This is a genomic window from Rhodococcus sp. P1Y (assembly GCF_003641205.1).
Classification (GTDB): domain Bacteria; phylum Actinomycetota; class Actinomycetes; order Mycobacteriales; family Mycobacteriaceae; genus Rhodococcoides.
In genome coordinates, this window is sequence record NZ_CP032762.1 from 2,836,629 (window position 1) to 2,853,925 (window position 17,297).

The following is a 17,297-nucleotide window of genomic DNA, read 5'->3' on the forward strand; positions in this document are numbered from 1 at the left end:
AGACACCCGATGCGGAGCTACTACACGCCAGAACAGGTACGCGGCGCCGAACGGCCGTTGCTCGATGCACTACCTGCCGGAACGCTGATGCGCAGGGCCGCACACGGATTGGCCGGCGTCGTGGCTGCCGAATCGATCGATCGCACCGGCGGAGTCGCCGGGCGTGAGATCTGTGTTCTCGTCGGATCCGGCGACAACGGGGGCGACGGCTTGTTCGCGGGCGCGATTCTTCGGCGCCGCGGCGCGCGGGTAACCGCGGTCTTGCTGGCCCCGGAGCGAGCTCATCCAGGCGGGCTCGCGGAGTTCCGGCGAGCCGGAGGTCGTGTGGTCGACGAACCCGGAACGCCCGACGTGGTGATCGACGCCATCGTCGGCATCTCGGGCCGCGGGGCGCTGCGACCGGAAGCGGCCGACATCGTCGGAAGAATTACCGCTCCGATCATCGCGGTCGACATTCCCAGCGGGGTCGACCCGGTCACCGGCGCTGTCGACGGACCGGCTGTGCGCGCGGAGGTCACCGTTGCATTCGGTGCTCGCAAACCGGCGCACGTATTGGCCGTACCTTATTGCGGCAGAGTCGAACTCATCGATATCGGCTTGTCCTTGCCCGAGGGGTTCCTCGGCTCGCTTTCGCCCGCGGACGTCGGCGCGACGTGGCCGATCCCGACAGCCGCGGACGACAAGTATTCGCAAGGCGTCGTCGGAGTGATGGCAGGAAGCGACCGCTTCCCCGGTGCCGCCATGCTCAGCGTGGGCGCCGCCGTCGCCGCCACCTCCGGAATGGTCCGGTACGTCGGAAGTGCGGGCGCCGACGTCGTATCGCGGTATCCCGAGGTCGTGGCCGCGGCCGATCCGGGCAGCGCGGGTCGAGTTCAGGCATGGGTGGTCGGCCCGGGTTTCGGCACGGGGGAGATGTCCAAATCCTGGCTGGCGGGCGCACTGGAATCCGATGTGCCGGTGGTGGTCGATGCCGATGCGCTGACGATTCTCGCGTCCTCACCCGATCTCGTCCGCGGGCGGTCCGCACCTACTGTGCTGACACCGCACGCGGGGGAGTTCGAACGTCTGACCGGATCTGCTCCTGGGCCGGATCGTGTCGGATCGGTGCGCGCGCTTGCCGCCCAGTGGGGAGTGACGGTACTGCTGAAGGGCCGTGCCACAGTGATCGCCGATCCCAGCGGGCGGGTGCTGGTCAACGATGCAGGCGGGTCCGCTGCGTCGACGGCGGGTTCGGGAGACGTGCTGTCGGGCATCGTAGGCGCGCTCGTGGCGAACGGACTGGAGCCTCTCACCGCAGCCGCATGCGGAGCTCGCGTACATGCGCTCGCGGCAGCGACGGCAGCGTACGGGCCGACCGGTGAATTTGCAGCTCCGATTTCGGCCAGTCCGCTGCTCACGGCGGTACCCGACGCGATTCGGTCGGTGCGTTCGGTCACAGTCGGGCGATGACGTCAGAGGCGTCTCGCCTTGGGCGAATACGCGTTCCGGTGCCGTGGGTGGCACTATCGACTGCTGTGGACAACGCACAAGCTACCGGCGTGAACGGCATTGCTGTTGGCCCGGGCAGCCCCGATACCGGCGCAGGGTCATCGGTGACAATCGATTTGGGCGCGGTCGCCGACAACGTTCGGGTGTTACGTGAACACTCAGCGGACGCCGCGACCATGGTCGTGGTCAAAGCGGACGGCTACAACCACGGTGCCGAACACGTCGCTCGCGCCGCGCTGGGCGCCGGTGCGTCCGAGCTCGGAGTAACCACGGTCGACGAGGCGGTGGCGCTGCGCACGGCGGGGATCGGAGCGCCGATACTGTCGTGGCTCCACGGTGTCGATACGGACTTCGCGCCGGCGATCGCCAACGAGATCGAGATCGCTGTCTCCTCGGTACAGCAGTTGACCGCCGTCATCGCGGCAGCACAGCGCGTCCAGCACACCGCGGTGGTGTCGCTGAAGATCGACACCGGCCTCAACCGCAACGGCCTGCTGCCTGGCGACCTGGACGAGGTGTTCCCACTTCTGGCTCGTGCGGCCGCTGAGGAGTCCGTGCGATTTCGTGCGATGTTCTCGCACCTCGCATGCGCCGATACCCCCGAACATCCCGCCAACGACCGGCAGGCGACGATTCTGCGCGAATCCGTCGTTCGTGCCCGCTCGGCAGGGATGCCGCCCGAACTCGTGCATTTGGCGAACTCGGCAGCCACGCTGACGCGACCTGATCTGCGTTTCGACATGACTCGTCCGGGAATCGCGGCGTACGGGCTGTCGCCGATTCCCGAGCTAAGCCACTTCGGTTTGACTCCGGCGATGACGGTGACGTCGCAGATCGCGCTCGTCAAGCGTGTCGGAAAAGGCGAGAGCGTCTCGTACGGACACACATGGACGGCTGCGGAGGACACCGTCGTCGGACTGGTACCCATGGGATACGCCGACGGCGTCACCCGGAACTTGAGTGGCCGATTCGACGTCTCGATAAGGGGCAGGCGCTTTCCGTCGGTGGGACGAGTGTGCATGGATCAGTTCGTGGTCGATCTCGGTCCGAACGGTGGCGGTGTCGAAGTCGGAGACACCGCTGTTCTGTTCGGTTCCGGCGTCGACGGCGAACCTCTCGCACAGGAGTGGGCCGACACGCTCGGCACGATCCACTACGAGGTCGTCACCCGGATCGGCGGTCGCGCTCGCCGTATCCACCGCGGCGGCCCCGTGCAGCCGACTGCCCCGAGCCCAACGACGTCCATCGACACGACATCCGGCGACACGACATCGGGGGAGGCGGCGACGTGAAGCTACCCGGCAACCTTTCCATCCTGAACAGCGTGGGCATCGCGGTGCGCGAAACCGTCCTGCGCTCCAACAAGGATCCGATGGCCACGGAGAACCTGGGGTTGATGGAGGCCGACCGCGGGTCGATCGTGACCGCCGACGACGGAGTCCCGCTCGCCGTGCGGGAAGTCGGTCCGGTCGACGCCCCGATCACCGCGGTGTTCGTACACGGCTACTGCCTGCGAATGTCCTCCTGGCACTTCCAGCGTCAGGCGTTGGAACAGGAGTGGGGCTCGAAGGTTCGCATGGTGTTCTACGACCAGCGCGGCCACGGCCGATCCGGAATTCCGTCGTCCGAGAGCTGCACGATCGCTCAACTCGGGCTCGATCTCGATGCAGTCATCAGGAGCGTCGCGCCGCGGGGGCACCTCATCCTCATCGGGCATTCGATGGGGGGAATGACGGTGTTGTCGATGACACGGCAGAAGCCCGAACTCGTCCGCGAACGCGTGGTGGGTGTCGCACTGATCTCGACGACGGCGGCCGGACTCGCCGAGACCGGCCTCGGGCGCAGCCTCGACAATCCCGTCGTCGATGCGTTCCGTCTCGCCGTGCGCACGTCTCCGGGAGTAGTGCAGTTCGGCCGCGGTGCGGCCAAGAGGCTCATCGCTCCGGTGTTGAGGGCGGCGTCGTATGGAACGCGAGTGAGCCCGCGGCTCGTCGACTTCTCTCAGAGCATGATCGACGACACCTCCGTGGTCACCATCGTGAACTTTCTCGAGACGTTGGAATTGCACGACGAGAGTGATGCCCTGGTCGAGCTGGCCCGTATTCCGGCGACGGTGATCTGCGGGGACGACGACTGGATCATCCCGTTCGACAGCTCCGTCGCTCTCGCCGACGCCCTTCCCGAGGCCGAGATGGTGCGAATCCGGCAGGCGGGACATCTGGTCCAACTCGAATTTCCCGACAAGGTCAACGCTGCACTGATCCGGCTCGGCACACGGGCGATGGAGTTGAGGGCGAAGAGGCGGTCGGGCAGGAGGGGAATTGTCTGACGCCGAGGAACTAGCGTTCGACGGTGACGAGATGCTGCTCGCGGCCGTCGAGGACACCGAGCAGGTGGGGTACCGACTCGCACAGACTTTGGTCGCAGGCGATCTCGTAGTGCTCGACGGTCCGCTTGGGGCAGGAAAGACCGCTATGACCAGGGGTATCGCGGCGGGTCTCGGTGTGACGGGTCGCGTGAGCTCGCCGACGTTCGTCATTGCGCGTGAGCACCGCCCGGGCGAGCGGCCCGGTGGTCTGCCGCCGGTGGCACTCGTCCATGTCGACGCCTACCGGTTGGGCATGACGGGGCAGTCCGCCCTCGACGAGCTCGACGCTCTGGATCTCGATTCCGATCTCGCCGATGCTGTCGTGGTGGTCGAGTGGGGAGAGGGCCTGGTCGAGGCGCTGTCCGATGGGCACATCGCGGTGCGAATCCGCCGGGATCCCGACACCGATGTTCGTCGCGTTCGAGTCAGTCGTGTGGCGGCTCCGTAGCACCTGCCCGGCTGCGCTCGACGCAGGATGCAAGATGCCGCCCGCGGGCGGGTAGTCTGAACCATCGTGCTTGTTCTCGCCGTCGATACTTCCACGCCCGCGGTGACTGCTGGTCTGGTCCGCTTTCACGATGGTGCGGCCGAAGTCCTCGCGGCCCGCGTCGTTGTCGACCCCCGGTTGCATGCGGAGGTTCTCACTCCGGGCATTCTCGAGTGTCTGGCGGAGGTCAACCTGACTCCGCGGGACCTCGATGCGGTAGTCGTCGGTGTCGGCCCCGGTCCGTTCACCGGCCTGCGCGTCGGGATGGCCACGGCGTCGGCCTTCGGCGACGCGCTCGGCCTCCCAGTACACGGCGTGTGCAGTCTCGACGCCATAGCTGCCCAGCTTTCCGACGAGCCGGAACTGCTCGTGGTGACCGATGCCCGCAGGCGCGAGGTCTACTCGGCTCGATACAGCGCTGGGGTTCGGGTCTCGGGCCCTGACGTCGGCGCGGCGGACTCGGTCGACATCGGTTCGGCGACAGCGGTTGCCGGATCGCGAGAGCATGCTGCTCTGTTCGAACTCCCGCTGCGTGAGGCGATCTCGCCCACACCGGACGGTCTCGTGCTTGCGGCTGCGCATGCTCTCGGATCGGGCGAGGCCGCCGACGCGCTCGTTCCGCTCTACCTGCGGCGGCCGGATGCGAAGACCATCGCCGAACGCGAAGCCGCGAAACAGGCAAGCCGATGACCGGCACGAGAGACGAAGTATCGATCACGCCGATGGTTGCTTCCGACGCGGCGCGCTGCGCCGAGTTGGAGCGGTTGCTTTTTCCCGGCGACGACCCGTGGACCGAGAAAGCGTTCTTGTCGGAACTTGCTGCGCCGCACAATCATTATGTTGCCGCTCGTGAGGGCGACGTCTTGCTCGGCTATGCAGGAATAGCATTGCTCGGCACCGGTGCGTCCGCGGAATCCGAGGTGCACACCATCGGTGTCGATCCGGCCGCGCACCGTCGCGGTATCGGCGGACGTTTGCTGGGCGATCTTCTCGCGGCCGCGGATTCGCACGGAGGGTCGGTGTTCCTCGAAGTCCGTACCGACAACACGGCGGCACTCGAGCTGTACCTTCGTGAAGGTTTCGCCGTGGTCGGTACCAGACGAAACTACTACCAACCCAGTGGCGCAGATGCTTTCACGATGCAGCGACCGAGCAGAAAGGCGGGTGCATCGGCGTGATCGTCATGGGGATCGAGAGTTCGTGCGACGAGACGGGCGTTGGAATCGTCCGGTGGCACGACTCGGGAGTGTGCGAACTGCTTGCCGACGAGGTCGCATCGAGCGTCGACGAACACGCACGGTACGGAGGTGTCGTTCCCGAGGTCGCGTCGCGCGCGCACTTGGAAGCGATGGTCCCGACGATGCGGCGCGCACTCGCCGCTGCCGGCATCGATCGTCCCGACGCGGTTGCAGTGACGATCGGGCCCGGACTGGCCGGGGCTCTCCTGGTGGGAGTTGCTGCGGCCAAAGCCTATGCAGCCGCGTGGGGAGTGCCGTTTTACGCGGTCAACCATCTCGGAGGACACGTAGCGGTCGACACGCTCGAACATGGACCGATGCCCCCGTGTGTAGCTCTTCTCGTCTCGGGCGGCCACACGCACTTGCTGCACGTCGACGATCTCGGGGCACCGATCGTCGAACTCGGCACCACCGTCGACGATGCCGCCGGTGAAGCGTTCGACAAGGTCGCTCGGTTGCTCGGCCTCGGCTATCCAGGTGGGCCGGCGCTCGATGACGCTGCGCGCGAAGGAGACCCGCACGCTATTTCATTTCCCCGAGGGATGACCGGCCCGCGGGACGCCCGCTACGACTTCTCGTTTTCGGGCGTCAAGACCGCCGTCGCACGTTTCGTCGAGGCGCGTACTCGCGCAGGCGAGATCGTTCCGGTCGCGGACATCGCGGCATCGTTCCAGGAATCGGTCGCCGACGTTCTGACCATGAAGGCACTGCGCGCCGCTGAAGACGTGAACGTCGATACCCTCGTGCTGGGCGGAGGGGCGACAGCGAATTCCCGAATTCGATCGTTGGTCGAGTCACGTTGTGCGTCGGCAGGTCTGACACTCCGTATCCCCAAGCCCAGACTGTGTACCGACAACGGGGTGATGATCGCGGCGCTCGGCGCGCATCTCGTGGCAGCAGGAGCTGAGCCGTCCGATCTTCGGGTTGCGACCGATCCGGGCCTGCCTGTGTCGGTCAGCATCCTGGCCGGGAGCGCCCGAGTCGGCGACTGAGTCAGCTCTGGGGCGGTGGCGGAGCAGCCGTTGTCCGTGCTTCCGATCGCGGCGTCGGCTCGGCCTGTTCCTGAACAGTCGGAGGCGGTGCCCACACGGACGTCGGTGGCGACAAGCCCGGAGACGGAGTGTCGTTGACATCTGTCGTGGGAACGGTGATCGCCGGAACCGGCGGGGGCGACAGCTCGGTGGATCCGCCCGTCGCGGGCCTGGGCGTCGTGGATTCCCCTGGGCCCTCCGTTGGCGGCAGATCCGTCGAACCGCCGGGCGACGGATTCGCGGGAGTCGTCGTCACGGGGCTCGTCGTGACGGGGCTCGTAGGATCGGGGCTCGTCGTCACAGGGCCCGTCGGATCGGGGCTCGTCGGGCCAGGGGCTATCGGTCGAGGTGTCGAGGGCGATGTAGCGCTGATCTCGGGGGACGTCCGAGGCGATGCAGGCCACGGTATGAGTGGGAGGTCGGGAGCCGGATGCAGTGACGGCGTCACCGACGGACGCGTGGTCACCGCCGGCTGAGAAGCGGCGGAATCGCTCGGCGACGGCCCGGCGGGGCTCCCGGTGGCGGGAGCGGGCCGCGCGCTCGTTCGTGTTCCGGCGTCGACGAGGCTCCCATCGCCGTCTGCGATTGGTGGGTCATTTTCTGATGCGGCGCTTGTAGCTGCGGAGCCAGCAGGCGATACGGAGGACCGGTCGTTCGGCGCAAGCGTCTGCACACCGTATGCGACGACGATTCCACCGACCAGCAGCGCGCCGACCAGGGCGCCCGAGAAACGCCCGATCGATCGAGCGCTGCTGCCCGCGCCGGGACCGGCCATCGGGAAGCCGCCCGTGTGTCCGTTCAGGGCAAGGTGCGCCGCGCCGGTCGCGAGGATGGTGTCGGGGTCAGCCGGGGCAAGGACGGCCATCGACAGGAGTGTGTCGAACTCGGCGCGCACGACTGGAACCTTCGCGCCGCCGCCGATGAGGATCACCGCCTCCGGCGTCGATACCGCCTGTGCAGCAGTGCGTTCGGTGAAAAGCGCCGTGTTCGTCGCGTACGGCCGCACGGCGTGATCGAATTCCGCACGGTCGATGGACGAGCTGCCCATCGGGCCTCTTACCTCGGCCGAGTCGTGGGCGGAGAGGTGTTCTTTGACAGCTCGATACCGGGCGGAGCCGACGCCTCGGTCGTCGCGAATGTCGTCCCGTACCGCGCGGGCGGCCGTAGGGCTGCCCTGCGCCAAGTCTTTGACGAGCCGGTCGACAACGTCGCCGCTGAAGTGCTCGGTTCGGTCCGCGGCGAGCAGTACGCCGGAGCCGGTATCGACGACAGAAGCTGTTGTGCCCGTCGCGCCGACATCGACGATGACGACTGCGCCATAGCGGGCGATCAACCCGGCGTCGTCGAGAAAGGCGTGCGCAGCCGCAGCCTCAGGTACGAGCACCGCCGTCCAGCGAGTGCGTGCGAGAGCCGACCGAACGGACGTTGCCTGCTCCTGGGTTCGGTGTGTCACAGCGACGACATCGGGAACGCGGCGCTCGCTGCCGTGTGCCCCGACTCCGGGCGGGGCGGGGGCGAGGGAAGCCATCAGCTCGATCGCAGAGGACACCAGGTCACCGGTATCGGTGTTGACCTCGCTGTCGGTCGAGATTGTGCGGTACTCGACGGACCGAGAACCGTCGTCCTCTTCGACTACGAGAGCCGCGCAAACGACTTGGGTTCCGGTGGAAACACCGATTCCGATCCTCATCGCGCACCTCCCGTCAGACATAGATATCCCGTCTCGTTATCTTAACGTTACAGAACGGATAGCGGGAATGGGAAACACGACACGACTCGAGGGTTATGACTTGAACGCATCGAGTCGAAAGCGTCGGCGAAAGCGGAAAAATGACAACTACCGAGTCTTATTCAATGTTGGACGACAAGGCTCGATGGGCACTGTTACTCCGTGCATCGGTGAGATCGGGAGCAACGGCTGTCATTCTCACCGTCCTGTATTTCGTCGTTCCGATGGAGTCGGTTGCCGATCTGGGATCGATCTTGTTTCTCGCATCGGCGCTGGTGGTGGTGGTTGTGATGTGTGGGTGGCAAGGGATGAAAGTGATGAGGGCCGATTACCCGGCAGTGCAGGGTGTCGAAGCGATTGCCATGGTGGTGCCGATGTATTTGATCGGTTTTTCACGGCTTATCACCTCATTGCCGCGTCTGCCGCTCAAAATTTCAGCGAGCCGGTCTCGCGAATGGGTGGCCTCTATTTCACGCTGACCGTCTTTTCCACGGTTGGATTCGGTGATATCACCGCGTCCACCGATTTTGCTCGTGCGGTCGTCTCGATTCAGATGATCGGGAATCTCGTGATCATCGCCCTCGGTGGTCGGCTTCTTCTTGCCGCAGTGCGCCGCGGCCAAGCTCGTCGACACCCCAGCGGTACGAGTGGGTAGGCCCGCAACCGGGCAGAATCCGAAGTCTCCCGCGTGTTCGCGCAAGCGTGGACCGACGTTGCGCCGCTGGTAAGCGAGTCGGTCGCCCAGATTTCGCTGCGGGCGTAGCGCCGGCGCCAGTGCTTGCACACGTAGGGGTTGAGTGCTGGCACTCGCGTGTATAGAGTGCTAGTCAGCGCTGAGCGAAGTCCCGGAACCCGCGACGACGGGAACGAGCACAGGGCACCGAACGTGCACTACCAACACAGCTGTCCGGGGATCCGACCCCGGACGCGTACCCCGTAACAATGGAGGGCTCAACGTGGCGAGCGTGAAAATCAAGCCGCTCGAGGACAAGATCCTCGTCCAGGCCAACGAGGCCGAGACGACGACCGCCTCCGGTCTGGTCATCCCCGACACAGCCAAGGAGAAGCCTCAGGAAGGCACCGTCGTCGCTGTCGGCGAAGGCCGTGTCACCGAAAAGGGCAACCGGATCCCGGTCGACGTCAAAGAAGGCGACACCGTCATCTACAGCAAGTACGGCGGCACCGAAATCAAGTACGCCGGCGAGGAGTACCTGATTCTGTCGGCACGCGACGTGCTGGCAGTCATCGCCAAGTAGGCCATAAACGCATCCCGCCCCGGAACCCGATTTCGATTCGGTCCCGGGGCGGACTGCGTTCGATCGGGTTCTAAGACTCGAAGGAGTAATACCGGAACATGGCAAAGCAAATCCAATTCAACGAGGAAGCCCGTCGGGCACTCGAGCGTGGCGTCGACAAGCTTGCCGACGCCGTCAAGGTGACGCTCGGACCCCGCGGACGGCACGTCGTTCTCGCCAAGGCATTCGGCGGACCGACGGTCACCAACGACGGTGTTTCGATCGCTCGCGAGATCGATCTGGAAGACCCGTTCGAGAACCTCGGCGCACAGCTCGTGAAGAGCGTCGCCACCAAGACCAACGATGTAGCAGGCGACGGCACCACCACGGCCACCGTTCTCGCTCAGGCACTCGTGCGTGGCGGACTGAAGAACATCGCAGCAGGCGCGAATCCGATCGCGCTGGGCGTCGGCATTGCCAAAGCAGCGGACAAGGTCGCCGAGGCGCTTCTCGCCGCGGCAACACCTGTCGAGGGCAAGGAAGCCATTGCCCAGGTCGCCACCGTGTCCTCGCGTGACCCCGAGATCGGCGAGCTCGTCGGCGAGGCGCTTACTCGCGTCGGCGCCGATGGTGTCGTGACGGTCGAGGAGTCCTCGAGCCTCAGCACCGAACTGGTCGTCACCGAAGGTGTGCAGTTCGACAAGGGTTACCTGTCGCCGTACTTCGTGACCGATCTCGATGCACAGCAGGCCGTGCTCGAAGATGCGTACATCCTTCTGCACCGCGAGAAGATCACGTCGCTTCCCGACTTCCTGCCGCTGCTCGAGAAGGTTGCCGAGAGTGGCAAACCGCTGCTCATCATCGCCGAGGACACCGAGGGCGAAGTTCTGTCCACCCTCGTCGTGAACTCGATCCGCAAGACCATCAAGGCAGTTGCCGTCAAGGCGCCGTTCTTCGGTGACCGCCGTAAGGCATTCCTCGACGACCTCGCTGTCGTCACCGCCGGTCAGGTCATCACCGCCGACGTCGGCCTCAGCCTCAAGGAAGCCGGACTCGACCTCCTCGGTCAGGCTCGTCGCGTCGTCGTCACCAAGGACGAGACCACCATCGTCGACGGTGCAGGAACGCAGAGCGACATCGACGCACGCGTCGGTCAGTTGCGTCGCGAAATCGAGAACACCGACTCCGAGTGGGATCGGGAGAAGCTCGAGGAGCGTCTCGCGAAGCTCTCCGGCGGCGTCGCTGTGATCAAGGTCGGTGCTGCCACCGAGACCGAGCTGAAGGAACGCAAGTTCCGCGTCGAAGATGCGGTGAATGCAGCCAAGGCAGCCGTCGAGGAAGGCATCGTTCCCGGTGGCGGTTCGGCGTTGACGCAGGCTGGTCTGTCGCTCGCCGATAACCTCGGCCTGACCGGCGACGAGGCCACTGGCGTCGCGGTCGTGCGCACCGCACTGAACGCTCCGTTGTTCTGGATCGCCACCAACGCAGGCGTCGATGGATCCGTCGTCGTCGCCAAGGTCGCCGAGCTTGCGAAGGGCCACGGTTTCAACGCCGCGACCCTCACCTACGGCGATCTGCTCGCCGACGGTGTCGTGGACCCGGTGAAGGTCACTCGCTCGGCCGTGGTCAATGCCGCATCGGTTGCGCGCATGATCCTGACGACCGAGAGCGCGATCGTCGAGAAGCCGGCGGACTTCGAAGAGCCCGCAGGCGGACACGGCCACAGCCACTGAGGTAGCTGGACCACGAAGCGGGGCCCCGTCGGACTGTCGACGAGGCCCCGCTTTTTCGTGTCTTCGGTCCGTCAGACTGCGACGCGCCTACGAGTGTGGCGAGCGTGTGTCTCGCGTTCGGTCTCGGACATGCCGCCCCAGATGCCGTACGGCTCGGACACGCTGAGCGCGTGCGAGCGGCATTGTGCGAGCACCGGGCAACTGCGGCACATTTCCTTGGCGCGCAACTCGCGTTGGGCGCGTGCGCGCCCTCGTTCGCCGTCGGGGTGGAAGAACATCGACGAGTCGACGCCGCGGCACAGGCCGTGCATCTGCCAGTCCCAGATATCGGCGTTCGGCCCAGGGAGATGGTTCGGCTGAGGCATGAGAACTCCTAGGGTGTGTGCTCGCCGTAACATAAGCGGCGACGCGTGAAGACGAAGCTTGGAAATGCGACTTCGTATTTCGCTCGGCGGTGAGGTCGAACTTGTGGTGAACTCGTTTGTGGTGAAACGCGTCGGATTACTTGCCGAGCCCCACCGAACAACGTCAACGTTATTCGTGGCGACGAAATCGCGTCAATAGTTGTTCACCGTGGCCATTTGCATAGGTCGAACTCGAGAAGTTAACGCCGTTGACATTTACAACGGTCGGTTCGCATGCAATAGGCGAGCGTCCGTTCTGTCCCCGAGAACCGCGAGCGCAGGCCGATCTTCGGCGATTCTCCATCGTCGACGAACCGACGGTGTGTCCGATGGTCCAGTACGGTGGCGACGGAAAGCGAAGCGACCATTCATGCAGGTGGGATGCCGGTTGTCGGCCCCGGATCTCGAAGGTGGAGTGCTCGAACGAGGCCGGAGTGCACTCGGTTCAGTGTGGGTGCCGGAGCCGAATGCTCGGCCCAAAGTTTCGTCGGGCGGATCGGCACCGTGCCCGGGCGATGCAGGCGGCGCATTTCTCGCGATTAACCTCCCGGCTACAGAATCGTCAGAAACCGCTCACCGATTGTCCATAAAAGTGAATGTTAAATCCGTGAAACATATCTTCGAATGTTTTTGCGCGTTCGGCATCGTCGAATCAAGTTATCGGCCGGGTTCATGGCGGAAGAAGATGCATATGCGCCGAACGGGAGGCGCCGTCCGCCGGCACGAGAACTCCACGTGGCCCCGTAAGTTCGATGCGTGGACAAAGTCGATTCAACCCGCGGTGATGGGGTCCTTGCCGATGCGGCGTGGGGCCGTGATCCCGGTCGGTGGCCGCTGCAGGAGGGGATCGGACTGCGTGACCGGTGGTACCGCGCGGTGGCTCTCGGCGGGCAGGGAAGGTACAGCGCAGCGTCCGCCGAACTCGACGGTGTCGAACGGTGCCCCGAGCTCCCTCGGGCGCTCCGCTCCCTGACGGCGTCCACTCGTGCGTCGTGGTCGCGACAGATGGGGCGACATGTAGCCGCGTCTCGATACGACGGAGCGGCGATCGCGCTCGTCGGCGTCGGCTCGCGGGCGGCCGATCCTCGGGTGACAGAGGCTCGGTGTGATGCGCTCACGGGACTGGCTGCCGACGCGCTCGGCGTTGGTCGCTTCGGGGCGGCGGAGGTGTTTCTCAGCCGGTGCGCCAGCGAACTGAACGAAGCCGACTGCCTCGACGGACTATGGAGACAACGCCTGCGGCTCGTCTGGGTGCGCTCCGAATTGGCGATGGTGTCAGGTGACGGTTCCGCCGCGGTTCGACACGCGCTCGACGCGCGCGAGCTCGCTGCCGAGACCGTTTCGTTACGCCATCGAACCAAGACCGAGTTGATCGTCGCGGCCGCCTTCAGCTCGTCCGGCGACGTCGAACGCGGGCGGACGACTGTTTCAGCTGTGCTCAGCGCCTGCTCGGGGTACGGACTCGTGCCACTGCGGTGGGCTGCTGCGATGTTGTCGAACGGTCTCGGGGAGATGGACGGATCGCCGAAGATCATCGCTGAATGTGCTTCGCTGCTCGCCCGACGTGGCGGAGTATTGGAAGGTAAGTGAGATGACCGACCGAGTGGTTCGGTTGCGGGGATCGAAGGTCGCTATCCTTACGAAGTTCCACTTACTGGTGGAAGCGCTCGCCGAAACGGCGGCGCCACTGTAACGCGGGGAATCGTTGAGCGATGAACAGTACGGGTGAGGAGTTGGACTCCTTCGTCGTTGCCGCAGCGCAAGGCGATAGAGCAGCTCTCTCCCGGGTACTCGAAATCATCCGACCACTCGTTGTGCGGTACTGCCGTGCGCGTGTGGGATCGGCCGAGCGTGGTCAGCTCTCGGCCGACGACGTAGCGCAGGAGGTGTGCATGGCAGTCATGACCGCCCTGCCGCGTTACCAGGATCAGGGCAGGCCCTTCATGGCGTTCGTGTACGGGATAGCCGCTCACAAGGTTGCTGATGCACACCGAAGCGCGTCGCGTAACAAATCGGATCCTGCCGCCGAAGTACCAGATGTCGTGTCGACGGAACACGGTCCGGAGCAGCGAGCTCTCGAGTCCGAGTCGAGTAGACAGATGACCGCATTGCTGGACACCTTGCCTGCCAAGCACCGAGAAATTCTCGTGCTGAGGTTGGTCGTCGGATTGTCGGCCGAGGAAACAGCAGCGGCGGTCGGTAGTACTGCAGGTGCGATCCGGGTGGCTCAACACCGAGCCATCGCGAAGTTGAAGAACGAAGTTGTGAAAGCGGGTGAAATGTATGGCTAGGAACAACGGCCGTGATGGCATTCCCCGTATCGGTCGATCCGATTCCTCGGCCGAGGGTCCGTCCGGTGACTCGTTCGGCGATTCGATCAACGACTCGTCGCCGGTCGACATCGCAGCGGTCCGCCGCGACGATGCACTCATCGAAGCCATCCGAGGCGACGGTCCCGTCGCAACGGACGATGCCGATGAGTACCAGCTGGCGTTGCTGCTAGCGAACTGGCGTGCAGAAATTTCGACCCCGGCGATGCCGGCAGGCCCCGATTTGGACGAGGTGGCCGCCGCAGTCGACCGAGAGATCGCGGCCGTGGGGCTCAAACGCTCGGCGTCCAGTAGATCCCGGTCCGGTCTACTTCGGCCCGTTGCCGGAGCAGCGGCCGCCATCGCTCTGGTCATGGGCGGACTGGTCGTGTTCTCGTACAACTCGGCTCCGGGTGATCCGTTGTGGAGCGTCAAGTCGGTAGTCTTCTCTCAGCAGGCCGATTCGACTGTCGCGCAGATCGATACGACGTCCAAGCTAGAGCAGGCCGAACAGTTGATCGCCTCCGGCGACGTCGAGGGCGCGCAGGCGTTGCTCGAAGGTGCCTCGGAGAACGCCGGGGCTGTCGTCGATCAGGCGCAGCGCACAGACTTGGAAATTTGGCTCCAGCGACTCGTCGAGCAGTTGCAGGCCATCATCCCTTCAGTCCCTCCTGTCGCGCCGACGCTGGTCGATCCGTCGATCCCGCTGCAGAATCCAGTGCTTCCGGAGGCTCCTGTCGTGCCGGTAACGTCGGTTCCGGTGACGCCGGATCTGACTACGACGACAGTCGTAGTTCCGCCGCCGGTGACGAGCCTGCCAGTCACACCGCCGCCGTCGGATACTGCAGTGACGACGACGACCGATCCAGGCCCGACGATCCTCGATGAGCCAGGGCCGACGACGGCCACCGCCAGCGGTGCGGTCGACGGAACCTCGCAGCCCCGAGTCGACACGCTCGACAACGGTGGCTGAGTCGAGCTTCTATCGGATGCGCTGACTTGCCGGACGCGCAACGAAAAGTGCCCCACACGAATTCCGTGTGGGGCACTTTTCGTTGTCTGCTAGTTGTCGTAACCGTCGCCGTGCAGTGCGTCGTTCATCGACGCGTCGGCGTAGCCGCGGCAGTAGTCCCAGGTGACGTATGCGTCGGGAACCGGGTCGTACGCAGGCTCGTGTGGACGCACGGTTCCGTCGACGAGCAGTTGCAGGAGGTTGGCCCGAAGCATGTCCCAGTCGTGGTAGTGGTCCTGCTGGCAGTCCTCGCAGCACACGACGAGACCACGTATTCCTCGGTGTCCGAGAAGTGCCTCGTACACGGCGAGGTCAGCAAGATCTTCTTCGACGGCGAGCCGTTCCTGAGGGTCGAGTGGCTGTCCGGGCTCGATCGCGTCGAGAGCGGCCGATGGGTCGGCGGGGTCTCCGGCGAACGGATCCGGCGGTAGACCTGGAGGCAGTTGATCGCGCACACCTCCACGGTACGCAGGACTGGTGGGTCTGCGCCAGCCGTTCGTGGTTCGACACACCGACCGATCGGGTCTGTCGACGTCGTCGAAGTCCGTTTCCGAGGCCTTGTCGGTGCGCGTTCACGCTGGTTGATAGAAGCCGATACCATGGACGGCAGGCGCCGCGGCCGAGCGAGCGCGTCCATGTTCTCCATCCGTTCTCGAACACGCCTTTCTTCAGTGCACCTTCCACGGTGCGCCGAAGAGATGCAACCAGGCTCTAGGGAGGGCCAGATCCACATGAGTAGTTCCGGAGCCCATGTCCGTACCGGTGGGGACGACCCCACCAAGGTCGCCATGCTCGGTCTCACGTTCGACGATGTTCTGCTACTGCCTGCAGCGTCGGACCTGATTCCCAGCGCGGTCGATACGTCGAGCCAGATCACTCGCGAGATCCGGTTACGTACACCGCTCGTCAGCTCCGCGATGGACACCGTCACCGAGGCGCGGATGGCTATTGCCATGGCGCGCGCCGGTGGAATGGGCGTACTGCATCGAAATCTGTCGCTGCAGGATCAGGCCTCGCAGGTCGAGACCGTCAAGCGATCCGAGGCAGGCATGGTCACCGATCCGGTCACGTGCAAGCCCACCGACACGCTCGCCGAGGTCGACGCGATGTGCGCCCGCTTCCGCATTTCGGGACTTCCGGTCACCGACGAGACCGGCGCACTCGTCGGCATCATCACCAACCGAGACATGCGGTTCGAGGTGGACCAGAACCGGCGTGTCGCCGACGTGATGACAAAAGCTCCGCTCATCACTGCCCGAGAGGGCGTGACGGCGGAAGCCGCGCTCGGACTACTCCGGCGCCACAAGATCGAGAAGCTCCCCATCGTGGATGGTCAAGGTGCGCTCACCGGCCTGATCACTGTGAAGGACTTCGTCAAGACCGAGCAGCATCCCGACGCCACGAAGGACCGCGACGGCCGACTTCTGGTCGGGGCTGCGGTCGGTGTCGGACAAGATGCCTGGGCACGGTCGATGGCACTCACCGATGCCGGGGTAGACGTGTTGATCGTCGACACTGCACACGGCCACAACTCGCAGGTGCTGGAAATGGTGAGCAAGCTCAAGGCCGAGGTCGGGGACCGCGTTCAGGTCGTCGGCGGCAACGTCGCCACCCGCGCAGGCGCACTCGCGCTCGTCGAGGCGGGGGCGGATGCGGTCAAGGTCGGGGTCGGACCAGGCTCCATCTGCACCACGCGTGTCGTCGCCGGTGTCGGTGCTCCGCAGATCACCGCCATCCTCGAAGCCGTCGCCGCGTGCAAGCCACACGGAGTCCCGGTCATCGCCGACGGCGGAATGCAGTTCTCCGGCGACATCGCCAAAGCGCTCGCCGCAGGCGCGTCGACGGCCATGCTCGGTTCGCTCCTGGCCGGCACCGCCGAATCGCCGGGCGAGTTGATCCTGGTCAACGGAAAGCAGTTCAAAAGCTACCGCGGCATGGGCTCGCTCGGCGCGATGCAGGGCCGAGGCGCAGCCAAGTCCTTCTCCAAGGACCGCTACTTCCAGGATGACGTGCTCGCCGAGGACAAGTTGGTACCAGAGGGCATCGAGGGTCGCGTTCCGTACCGTGGTCCGTTGTCTCAGGTCATCCACCAGCTCACCGGTGGCCTTCGTGCAGCAATGGGCTACACCGGTTCCACTTCGATCGAGGACCTGCAGAACGCGCAGTTCGTGCAGATCACCGCGGCCGGTCTGAAGGAAAGCCACCCGCACGACATCACGATGACCGCGGAAGCGCCGAACTACACCACGCGCTGAACTTCGCT

The 17,297-nt window shown here is 65.1% G+C and carries 18 protein-coding genes; 15 read left to right on the plus strand and 3 right to left on the minus strand.

Annotated elements, in window-relative coordinates:
* Positions 1 to 9 precede the first annotated feature (9 nt).
* From D8W71_RS13085 to tsaD, 7 genes are all read left to right on the plus strand, one after another.
* Positions 10 to 1,449, plus strand: a complete 1,440-nt coding sequence (locus D8W71_RS13085; RefSeq protein ID WP_121114040.1) for an NAD(P)H-hydrate dehydratase — start codon at positions 10 to 12, stop codon at positions 1,447 to 1,449.
* On the plus strand, positions 1,446 to 2,780 hold the full coding sequence (alr, locus tag D8W71_RS13090; protein WP_121114041.1) for an alanine racemase: 1,335 nt from the start codon (positions 1,446 to 1,448) through the stop codon (positions 2,778 to 2,780). The genes D8W71_RS13085 and alr overlap by 4 nt, the downstream gene beginning before the upstream one ends.
* Positions 2,777 to 3,817: an alpha/beta fold hydrolase gene (locus tag D8W71_RS13095; protein WP_121114042.1), complete on the plus strand. Its 1,041-nt coding sequence runs from the start codon at positions 2,777 to 2,779 to the stop codon at positions 3,815 to 3,817. Before alr ends, D8W71_RS13095 begins: the two co-directional genes overlap by 4 nt.
* Positions 3,818 to 3,848: 31 nt before the next feature.
* Positions 3,849 to 4,304 (plus strand): tRNA (adenosine(37)-N6)-threonylcarbamoyltransferase complex ATPase subunit type 1 TsaE, encoded by a 456-nt coding sequence (gene tsaE, locus D8W71_RS13100; RefSeq protein WP_121119097.1) that lies wholly within the window; start codon positions 3,849 to 3,851, stop codon positions 4,302 to 4,304.
* Positions 4,305 to 4,370: 66 nt separating this feature from the next.
* Positions 4,371 to 5,033: a tRNA (adenosine(37)-N6)-threonylcarbamoyltransferase complex dimerization subunit type 1 TsaB gene (gene tsaB, locus D8W71_RS13105; RefSeq protein WP_121114043.1), complete on the plus strand. Its 663-nt coding sequence runs from the start codon at positions 4,371 to 4,373 to the stop codon at positions 5,031 to 5,033.
* Positions 5,030 to 5,521, plus strand: coding sequence for a ribosomal protein S18-alanine N-acetyltransferase (rimI, locus tag D8W71_RS13110; protein WP_121114044.1), 492 nt, complete (start codon positions 5,030 to 5,032; stop codon positions 5,519 to 5,521). The genes tsaB and rimI overlap by 4 nt, the downstream gene beginning before the upstream one ends.
* Positions 5,518 to 6,573 carry a tRNA (adenosine(37)-N6)-threonylcarbamoyltransferase complex transferase subunit TsaD gene (gene tsaD, locus D8W71_RS13115; RefSeq protein WP_121114045.1) on the plus strand — a complete coding sequence of 352 codons (1,056 nt, stop codon included), beginning with the start codon at positions 5,518 to 5,520 and terminating at the stop codon, positions 6,571 to 6,573. Before rimI ends, tsaD begins: the two co-directional genes overlap by 4 nt.
* Position 6,574: 1 nt before the next feature.
* Here the strand turns inward: tsaD and D8W71_RS13120 are convergent, their stop codons facing one another.
* Entirely contained in the window at positions 6,575 to 8,302 is a 1,728-nt protein-coding gene (locus D8W71_RS13120) for an Hsp70 family protein (protein ID WP_121114046.1), read from the minus strand.
* A gap of 140 nt (positions 8,303 to 8,442) precedes the next feature.
* Between D8W71_RS13120 and D8W71_RS27980 the strand changes: the two genes are divergently transcribed.
* From D8W71_RS27980 to groL, 4 genes are all read left to right on the plus strand, one after another.
* Complete coding sequence (locus tag D8W71_RS27980) at positions 8,443 to 8,820, plus strand: hypothetical protein (protein WP_236077867.1); 378 nt, start codon at positions 8,443 to 8,445, stop codon at positions 8,818 to 8,820.
* Positions 8,796 to 8,996, plus strand: a complete 201-nt coding sequence (locus D8W71_RS27985) for a potassium channel family protein (protein ID WP_236077868.1) — start codon at positions 8,796 to 8,798, stop codon at positions 8,994 to 8,996. Before D8W71_RS27980 ends, D8W71_RS27985 begins: the two co-directional genes overlap by 25 nt.
* A gap of 301 nt (positions 8,997 to 9,297) precedes the next feature.
* Positions 9,298 to 9,597, plus strand: coding sequence for a co-chaperone GroES (gene groES, locus D8W71_RS13130; protein WP_008718149.1), 300 nt, complete (start codon positions 9,298 to 9,300; stop codon positions 9,595 to 9,597).
* 98 nt (positions 9,598 to 9,695) lie between these two features.
* Complete coding sequence (gene groL / locus D8W71_RS13135; RefSeq protein ID WP_121114047.1) at positions 9,696 to 11,309, plus strand: chaperonin GroEL; 1,614 nt, start codon at positions 9,696 to 9,698, stop codon at positions 11,307 to 11,309.
* Positions 11,310 to 11,380: 71 nt separating this feature from the next.
* On the opposite strand, the gene D8W71_RS13140 is transcribed toward groL, so the two are convergent.
* Positions 11,381 to 11,674: a WhiB family transcriptional regulator gene (locus tag D8W71_RS13140; RefSeq protein ID WP_121114048.1), complete on the minus strand. Its 294-nt coding sequence runs from the start codon at positions 11,672 to 11,674 to the stop codon at positions 11,381 to 11,383.
* Between the two features lie 795 nt (positions 11,675 to 12,469).
* Here D8W71_RS13140 and D8W71_RS13145 point away from each other — a divergent pair.
* The 3 genes from D8W71_RS13145 (at position 12,470) to D8W71_RS13155 (ending at position 14,995) form a co-directional block, all read left to right on the plus strand.
* The gene (locus D8W71_RS13145) at positions 12,470 to 13,303 is read left to right on the plus strand and encodes a hypothetical protein (protein WP_121114049.1); all 834 of its coding nucleotides are present in this window, start codon (positions 12,470 to 12,472) and stop codon (positions 13,301 to 13,303) included.
* Positions 13,304 to 13,425: 122 nt separating this feature from the next.
* Positions 13,426 to 14,004: a sigma-70 family RNA polymerase sigma factor gene (locus tag D8W71_RS13150; RefSeq protein ID WP_121114050.1), complete on the plus strand. Its 579-nt coding sequence runs from the start codon at positions 13,426 to 13,428 to the stop codon at positions 14,002 to 14,004.
* Positions 13,997 to 14,995, plus strand: a complete 999-nt coding sequence (locus tag D8W71_RS13155; protein ID WP_121114051.1) for an anti-sigma-D factor RsdA — start codon at positions 13,997 to 13,999, stop codon at positions 14,993 to 14,995. The genes D8W71_RS13150 and D8W71_RS13155 overlap by 8 nt, the downstream gene beginning before the upstream one ends.
* A gap of 89 nt (positions 14,996 to 15,084) precedes the next feature.
* Here D8W71_RS13155 and D8W71_RS13160 read toward each other — a convergent pair whose 3' ends face one another.
* Positions 15,085 to 15,489 (minus strand): DUF5319 domain-containing protein, encoded by a 405-nt coding sequence (locus D8W71_RS13160; protein ID WP_075838865.1) that lies wholly within the window; start codon positions 15,487 to 15,489, stop codon positions 15,085 to 15,087.
* A gap of 276 nt (positions 15,490 to 15,765) precedes the next feature.
* Between D8W71_RS13160 and guaB the strand changes: the two genes are divergently transcribed.
* Complete coding sequence (gene guaB / locus D8W71_RS13165) at positions 15,766 to 17,289, plus strand: IMP dehydrogenase (RefSeq protein WP_201265340.1); 1,524 nt, start codon at positions 15,766 to 15,768, stop codon at positions 17,287 to 17,289.
* The last annotated feature ends 8 nt before the right edge of the window (positions 17,290 to 17,297 follow it).

Coding starts and splice junctions, on each gene's coding strand:
- D8W71_RS27980 (WP_236077867.1), top strand. CDS start 8,443: ATGACAACTACCGAGTCTTATTCAATGTTGGACGACAAGGCTCGATGG.
- D8W71_RS13155 (WP_121114051.1), top strand. CDS start 13,997: ATGGCTAGGAACAACGGCCGTGATGGCATTCCCCGTATCGGTCGATCC.
- D8W71_RS13150 (WP_121114050.1), top strand. CDS start 13,426: ATGAACAGTACGGGTGAGGAGTTGGACTCCTTCGTCGTTGCCGCAGCG.
- tsaE (WP_121119097.1), top strand. CDS start 3,849: ATGCTGCTCGCGGCCGTCGAGGACACCGAGCAGGTGGGGTACCGACTC.
- guaB (WP_201265340.1), top strand. CDS start 15,766: ATGAGTAGTTCCGGAGCCCATGTCCGTACCGGTGGGGACGACCCCACC.
- D8W71_RS13140 (WP_121114048.1), bottom strand. CDS start 11,674: ATGCCTCAGCCGAACCATCTCCCTGGGCCGAACGCCGATATCTGGGAC.
- D8W71_RS13120 (WP_121114046.1), bottom strand. CDS start 8,302: ATGAGGATCGGAATCGGTGTTTCCACCGGAACCCAAGTCGTTTGCGCG.
- rimI (WP_121114044.1), top strand. CDS start 5,030: ATGACCGGCACGAGAGACGAAGTATCGATCACGCCGATGGTTGCTTCC.
- alr (WP_121114041.1), top strand. CDS start 1,446: ATGACGTCAGAGGCGTCTCGCCTTGGGCGAATACGCGTTCCGGTGCCG.
- groL (WP_121114047.1), top strand. CDS start 9,696: ATGGCAAAGCAAATCCAATTCAACGAGGAAGCCCGTCGGGCACTCGAG.
- D8W71_RS27985 (WP_236077868.1), top strand. CDS start 8,796: ATGGGTGGCCTCTATTTCACGCTGACCGTCTTTTCCACGGTTGGATTC.
- D8W71_RS13085 (WP_121114040.1), top strand. CDS start 10: ATGCGGAGCTACTACACGCCAGAACAGGTACGCGGCGCCGAACGGCCG.